Raw genomic sequence first — 6,633 nt, forward strand, 5'->3', positions numbered from 1 at the left:
GTGTCTGCCACTCTTTTAAGAGAGGGAACCGAACGCGGGTATATGTCGGATAACGACCTGCGAAAGCGGGCCCACGACCTGGACGTCACGGTCTGGGTGGGCAAGTCCGGACTCGACCCGGTGGTGGACGAACTGAAAGACCAGTTGGGCGACCGAGAACTGGTGAAAGTGAAGTTCCTCCGGGCGGCCCGGGGCGGGACGACCACCGAGAAACTGGCCGAGGAGTTGGCCGACCGCGTCGGCGCTGAGGTGTTCGATACGCGGGGTCACACGGCGGTGATCCGTCGATGATGCCGCTACAGGCCGCCACGGACGCGGCTACGAGCCTCGTCGGCCGGTTCCTGAACGACTTTTTTAACATCGACCCGGCCATCGGGGACCCGATCGGCTACACCGTTCAGGGTATCCTCGTTTTCGTCCTGCTGTATATCGCCGGTCGGGCTTTCGTCATCCCGCTCGTCAACCGGGCGATGGACCGTCGGGGACTCGACACGCACGCCAAGAAACCCCTCAACAAGGTCGTCTTCTTCATCGTCGTCTTCGTCGCCGTCGCCATCGCCTTCAGCGCGGCCGGGCGAGGAAACATCCTGACCTCGCTTGCGACCATCGCCGCCGCCGCGACGCTGGCGATCGGTTTCGCGATGCAGGACGTCCTCAAGAACTTCGTCGCCGGCGTCTTCATCTTCACCGAAAAGCCGTTCCGAATCGGCGACTGGATCGAGTTCGGCGACCAGTCCGGTATCGTCGAGGACATCAGTCTCCGCGTCACGCGCCTGCGCACGTTCGACAACGAGCTGCTGACCGTGCCGAACTCCCAGCTGACCGACAACGTCGTGAAAAACCCCGTCGACGCCGACAAACTCCGTCTGAAGTTCGTCTTCGGTATCGGCTACGACGACGACATCGAGCAGGCGACCGACATCATCCTCGAGGAGGCCCGGGCGCACGACGGCATCATGGACGACCCCGAGCCCTCGGTTCGCCTGACCGAACTCGGCGACTCCTCGGTCGGCCTGCAGTCCCGCATCTGGATCTCGAATCCCTCCCGTTCGGACTTCGTGAAGACCCGTGCCGAGTACGTCCAGAACGTCAAACAGCGGTTCGACGAGGAGGGCATCGACATCCCCTATCCCCACCGGACCCTCACCGGCGGCATCGAGTTCGCCGACGGCCCGGTCGCCGAATCGTAGCGACGGACTTCTTTTTCAGGCCGTCTCGCCGGCCGTCAGCGGCGTTTCGCTCCGGTAGACGTACTGCATCGGCAGGCCATTCTCGTCGGTGGGCGGGTCGGCCGGAAGCGACCGGAGGTCGCCGGGGCCGGGCCGCATCGTCAGGCCGAGCGCGACGCCGTCGAGGACGGCCGGAATCGGCACTGCGTGGCCCTCGGTCGCCTCGGCGACCGACTGGACGGTCGGCGGGGCGTCGCGGTCGAACCCCGCGAGGATGCGCATGCGTTCGGCGTAGCCGGCGGCGACGGCGGGGGCGTAGGAGAGCGGTTCGCCAGCAAAGGCGCGATAGCAGAGTTCCGGCAGGGCCTCGACGAACACCGGCCGGGCCTCGTCGATGGTCGTCATGAACTCGTCGACGCTGGCGATGACGTGGGCGCGTTCGAAGGCCGCCTGCGAGAGGCCGCGGCCGGTCTTGCGCTCGTGGACGCGGGCGGCCGCTCGGTAGCGCTGTTTGCGGGCGGCCTCCCGGACCGGTGCCGGGATGAGGGCCTCGCGACGCTCGCCGAGCAACTCGACGGCCGCGGCCTCGTTCGGCCGTGGTGCCGTCGTCGATTCCAGCCCGATGGGAACGTCAACGGCCACGCGCTCGGCGGTCTCCTCGTAGCGAGCCCATAGCTCGCCGACCCCATCGAGGACCGCCGCGTGGTCGTAGCCCTCGTCGGTGTAGGCGACCGCGAGCCAGACGCCGCCGCGGGCGACGGCACCGACGTAGTAATCGCTCACGGGTGTATCCTGCAACTGCGCGCACGTAGGTGTATCGCCGTCGTCGGACGAGCGTCGTGCGCCCGTCCGTCGTTTCGTCGGCTACCGACCGGGTCAGTCCGCCGAAACTGACGGCCTGTTGCCGATGAGGTGGTCGGTCTTCGGATGTTCCCGGGTGACGGTCATCGGACACTCGTCCGGGGCCTGCGAATCGTCCTCTCGGAAGAGGTACTGGCGCCACTCACGGTCGCCCTCGTTGCCCCAGTCGCCCAGGTCAGCGTGGGGACAGACCCCGTCGTAACCCTCGAGTCGGTCCTGAATCACCTCGCGGGCGTTCTGTCCCTGCTCGTAGTCGGCGGTGACGTTGAGGTCCTCGAACAGCTTTCGGGGTTGGAACGTGATCTCGAGGCCGATGGGACAGTACCGACTCTTGTAGGTGTCGTAGAAGGGCGCCCGACAGGTCGGGAACATTGGTTCGCCGCCGAAGCAGAACTCCCATTTCGGGTCGTCGGGCTCGGTTGGGATGTGGTCGGGCCACGGCTCCGGGTCATGGACGTGGAGGAACTGGAGGATGTGCCATAGCGTGTCGTGGTAGTCGGCCTCCGCCATCGGTCGCTCCGGGGGCCGGAAGAAGGCGACCAGCGAGGCCCGGTCGGCGTAGTCCTCGTAGGTGTCGAGGTATTCCAGCAGCGTCTCGCCGAGGGCCGTCAGCGCCTCTCGGTCGCTCATCGACGGGACACAGGTATAGAGGAGTTCGCCGTTCTTGACCGCTTCCGTGCCGAAAAAGCAGGGAAACGGCGTGTCGTTCCGTTCGCCGGTGAGACCGTCGGTGAAGGATTCGAAGTGCGCTCGGGCCCACTCGGGTACCTCGCCGGACTCGACACGCTCGGCCATCGTGTCGTGGTCCAAAAGCGACTGCATACCCTGCTCGTTCATACGTGTTCGTGGGACTTCGTGGGCCCTTAACGTTCCGTTCTCGGTCAATCGTGGGGGTGGAACCGTTTGACCGCCCTGCGGACCGCCTCGGTATCGCCGAGGAACGTGATGTGGTCGCCGGCCTCGAGGGCCTCGTCAGCGTCCGGGACGTGGGCGTCCTCGTCGCGGCCGATGACGGCGACGATACAGCCGTCCGGAATTTCGGAGTTGACCTCGCGGATGGTCTTGCCGACGAGGTCGCCGGCGGTTACTCGCGTCTCCTGGACGTCGTGACCGTCGCCGAGTTGCGTCATCCAGTGGGCGATGGCCGGCCGCTCGATCTCGTTGTCCATCGCCAGGGCGGTGGCCTCCGATGCGTCGATTGCGGTCACATCGAGGGTGTCGAAGGCGGCGACGTTCGAGGGGTCGTTGACTCGCGCGTAGACGTTCTCGACGCCGAACTTCGAGCGGGCGAGCTGGCAGACCAGCAGGTTCCGGTCGTCGTCCGCGGTCGTTGCCGCGACGCTTTTGGCGTCCTCGATACCGACCGTCCGGAGCACATCGGCCTCGGTTCCGTCGCCGTGATGGACGGTAAAGCCGGCCTCGCGTGTTTGTTCGACGCGTTCGGCGTCGTGTTCGACGATGACGACGAACTCGCCTCTATCCTCCAGTCGTGTGGCGAGCGACCGGCCGACCCGGCCGCCGCCGACGATTATGGTGCGCATAGGTGTGACTCCGAGGTACTCCCCGATCTGTCGTGCCAAGCCGCCCTCGATGACGACGGTGGCGAAGATGACGATGAACACCGCTCCCAGGAGGGTCTCGGCGGCCCCGCCGGCGCCGCTTTCGGCCAGTTCGACGGCGAAAAGCGTCGCCACGCTTGCGGGGACGATACCCCGTGGGGCGACGAGACCCAAGAACAGCCGTTCGCTCGGGGTGAACCGCTCGATGCCGATCGTCGAGATCGCGATGACGAGCGGGCGGACGACCAGCGCGACGGCGACGACGACGCCGATGCCGCTGACGCCGAGGGCGGTGATGGCGCCGAGGTCGATGAGCGCCGCCAGCGAGATGAAGGCAAACGAGAGGACGACCAGCGTCGTATCGCGGCCGAACACCTCCATCGTCTCCCTGTGGGCAAGCGGGAGATTCCCGAGGAGGATGCCGGCGGTGGCGGCGGCGGCGATACCCGCTTCCGGGGCGAAGGATTCGGCGACCCCGTAGGAGCCGACGGCGGCCACGAGCAGCATGAACCGTGATGTCCGTGGGCCACGCCCCGGCGTCAGATCGGCCCGTAGCACGCCGTAGACGGCTCCGGCGACGACCAGTCCGGAGGCGATACCGAGCCCGAACCGAACGGCGAAGATCGTGAGCCCGTCGACGATGCTCCCGTCGCCGACGACGAACACCTCGAAGATGACGACGGCGGCGATGGCCGCGGTCACGTCGTTGATGATGCCCTCCGTCTCTAGCGCGGAGGCGACGTGTTCGCGGAGCCGGACGACCTCGAGTATCGGCGTGATGACCGTCGGTCCCGTCGCCACCAACAGCGCTCCGACCAACAGCGCGGTGGGCCACTCGGCGCCGACGATGTAGTGAACCGCCAGCGATGTGCCGACGAACGTGACCACGGCGCCCACCGTTACGAGCCTCGCCGTCGCCGTTTCCGCCTCCCGAAATCGGTCGAGGTGGAGGTGAAACGCCCCGTCGAAAACGATGATGGCGACGCTCAGTCCGACGACGATGCCCAGCCCGTCGCCGAACGTCTCCAGAGTGACGAGACCGAGGCCGAAATCCCCTAACCCAAGCCCGATGAGGATGAGAAACAGCACGCTCGGGATCTGCAGTCGGTGTGCGAGCACCTGCGCGACGATGCCGAGAACCAGAATGCTCGCGATGATCGGTATCGGGTCGGCCACGTACTGGTCCCCGGACTGTGAGTAATTAATTCCCCTGTAAATGCCGTCGGTTGACGGCCCGAAAAAGATGGGTCGAACGACGAACGACACGACGATGGCGCGGACCACCACGGCGAGGCCGAACTACAGGACGACCGGCAGTACTGGTTCCATGGCCGCGTCTGCCCGAGACGGATATTTAAAAGAACTAGACGAGCCGATCATCCGCCGTATCTTCTATACCACTGGAGGAGACCAGTCGCGCGTCACCGAACGCGTCGAACGGTGGGCGGAACTCAGAACAGGGCCTCGTCCCCGTCGAGTACCTCTGCGGGGCCGCCGACGCCCCAGACGTGGGTGTCGATACCGAGGTCGGCGATGGCCTCCTCGACCCGGTCGACGTACTCGTTTGTCGTGTTGATGTAGACCGACGCACCGGTATCCGTCGAGAAGTAGACCGGCACGTCCTCCTCCTCGCGGAGGGTTCGTACCGTCTCGAAGACCTCCAGCGTCTCCGGTTTCCAGTACACCCAGCCCTCCGGGCCGGTCATCGTTGTCGCCGCCAGCGACAGCGAGTCGTGTTCAGCGGTCTCGAAGGTCGTCGCGAAGTCCCCCTCGCGCAGGGCGTGTCGGGCCGTCGCTATCTGCTCGTGAATGTGGGCCAACCTCGCCTGGAACATGTGGCTGTCGGCGGCCTCGCGGTGGGCCGCCGCGGTGTGTTTGAACGCTGGGACCTCGGCGCCGATGATTCGCAACTCTTCCTCGAGGCCCGTCTCGATGCGCTCGGAGCGGCAGTCGATGTCGTCCTTGCCGGTGCGGAGATGTGAGAACGCGCCGGTGACGGCCCGTGCCGCCGACGCCGACCCGCGGCGAGCGATGGTCGACATCTCCGGATGAGAGAGGTCGAGGTCGGCGGCGGCACACAGCGCGACGGCCGCGGCCGCGAACCCGGACGCCGAGGAGCCGAAGCCGATGTTCGTCGGGAAGTCGTTGACGGACTCGAAGCGCACGCGCTCGTCGATGCCTGCGAGTTCGCGGACCCGGTCGACGACGCCACGGATCCGCTCGGCGCCGCGGCCCTCGAGGACCTCGCCGTCGACCACGTACTGGTCGGCGTCCCGGGAGGGGTCGAACTCGACGGTGGTCTTGGAGTGACTCGGCGCGGTACAGACGGAGATCGAGTCGTGGTACGGGAGCCGCAACTCGTGGTCGAACATCCCGTGGTACTTGACGATGCCCTGAATCGGGTGCGCCTTGGCGGTCGCTTTCATATCCGCAGGTCCGGCGGAGGCGTCTTGGCAGTTTCGTTGTCGGCTCTTCCGTCGACACGCCGAAGTTCGGGACGAACCGCATCGAGCGGGCTTCTCCCGGCCGTGTTCGGGCCTCGAAAAAACCACCGGACAGCGGTCGTGTCGGTTGACGAAAGACACTTAAGTCGGAACCGTCTACGATAATCTGGACTCAGGTCGGGCGGTTAGGCCCCGCTCGCTACCCGCGCTATGGTCTTTAGCGGGGACCGAATCCGGGGTTCGTCTGGCCCGACCAGTGCGGGCCCCGCAAGCCAACGTCGAAGCCTCGTCCTACGAGGGCAGCGGTCTCCGGGCTGGCGTCTGCAAGGACGTTCAGCCGGAGTTAACCGTGGGTAATCCGTCAGGCACGGAAGTGAGCAGCGGGCCCACGGACAGCTGTCGCCCGTAGGGTCGCGGGGCCGAGGAGGCAAGCGGGACTCCCCGCATTGGAACGGCCAGGCAACCCCCGGCGTCCAACCATTCATTCCGAACTTTTTGCACGGGTAGCCGCCGGCTTGCCGGCAAAAATCCATGCGAATCGCCGGAGGCGATTCGCTGGATGACGAGAGTCGCCGTCGGCGACTCTCGAACCACTTCGAT

6 protein-coding genes and 1 other RNA gene are annotated in these 6,633 nt (G+C 66.1%); 3 read left to right on the plus strand and 4 right to left on the minus strand.

The features are described from left to right. The first annotated feature begins 42 nt into the window (after positions 1-42). Together V5A53_RS01745 and V5A53_RS01750 are read left to right on the plus strand one after the other, a co-directional pair. Complete coding sequence (locus V5A53_RS01745; protein ID WP_332311837.1) at positions 43-291, plus strand: YhbY family RNA-binding protein; 249 nt, start codon at positions 43-45, stop codon at positions 289-291. Beyond that, a complete protein-coding gene (locus tag V5A53_RS01750; protein ID WP_332311838.1) occupies positions 288-1,190 on the plus strand; it encodes a mechanosensitive ion channel family protein in 903 nt (300 codons plus the stop codon). Before V5A53_RS01745 ends, V5A53_RS01750 begins: the two co-directional genes overlap by 4 nt. Before the next feature lie 15 nt (positions 1,191-1,205). Here the strand turns inward: V5A53_RS01750 and V5A53_RS01755 are convergent, their stop codons facing one another. From V5A53_RS01755 to mvaD, 4 genes are all read right to left on the minus strand, one after another. Further along, positions 1,206-1,952: a DUF429 domain-containing protein gene (locus V5A53_RS01755; RefSeq protein ID WP_332311839.1), complete on the minus strand. Its 747-nt coding sequence runs from the start codon at positions 1,950-1,952 to the stop codon at positions 1,206-1,208. Between the two features lie 93 nt (positions 1,953-2,045). Further along, positions 2,046-2,867 (minus strand): YqcI/YcgG family protein, encoded by an 822-nt coding sequence (locus V5A53_RS01760; protein ID WP_332311840.1) that lies wholly within the window; start codon positions 2,865-2,867, stop codon positions 2,046-2,048. 44 nt (positions 2,868-2,911) lie between these two features. Further along, entirely contained in the window at positions 2,912-4,747 is a 1,836-nt protein-coding gene (locus tag V5A53_RS01765; RefSeq protein ID WP_442928616.1) for a cation:proton antiporter domain-containing protein, read from the minus strand. Between the two features lie 293 nt (positions 4,748-5,040). Then, complete coding sequence (mvaD, locus tag V5A53_RS01770) at positions 5,041-6,015, minus strand: phosphomevalonate decarboxylase MvaD (protein WP_332311842.1); 975 nt, start codon at positions 6,013-6,015, stop codon at positions 5,041-5,043. Positions 6,016-6,197: 182 nt separating this feature from the next. Here mvaD and ffs point away from each other — a divergent pair. After that, an RNA gene (gene ffs / locus V5A53_RS01775) (signal recognition particle sRNA) lies at positions 6,198-6,512 on the plus strand. The last annotated feature ends 121 nt before the right edge of the window (positions 6,513-6,633 follow it).

The organism is Natronomonas sp. (assembly GCF_036625485.1).
Classification (GTDB): Archaea; Halobacteriota; Halobacteria; order Halobacteriales; family Haloarculaceae; genus Natronomonas.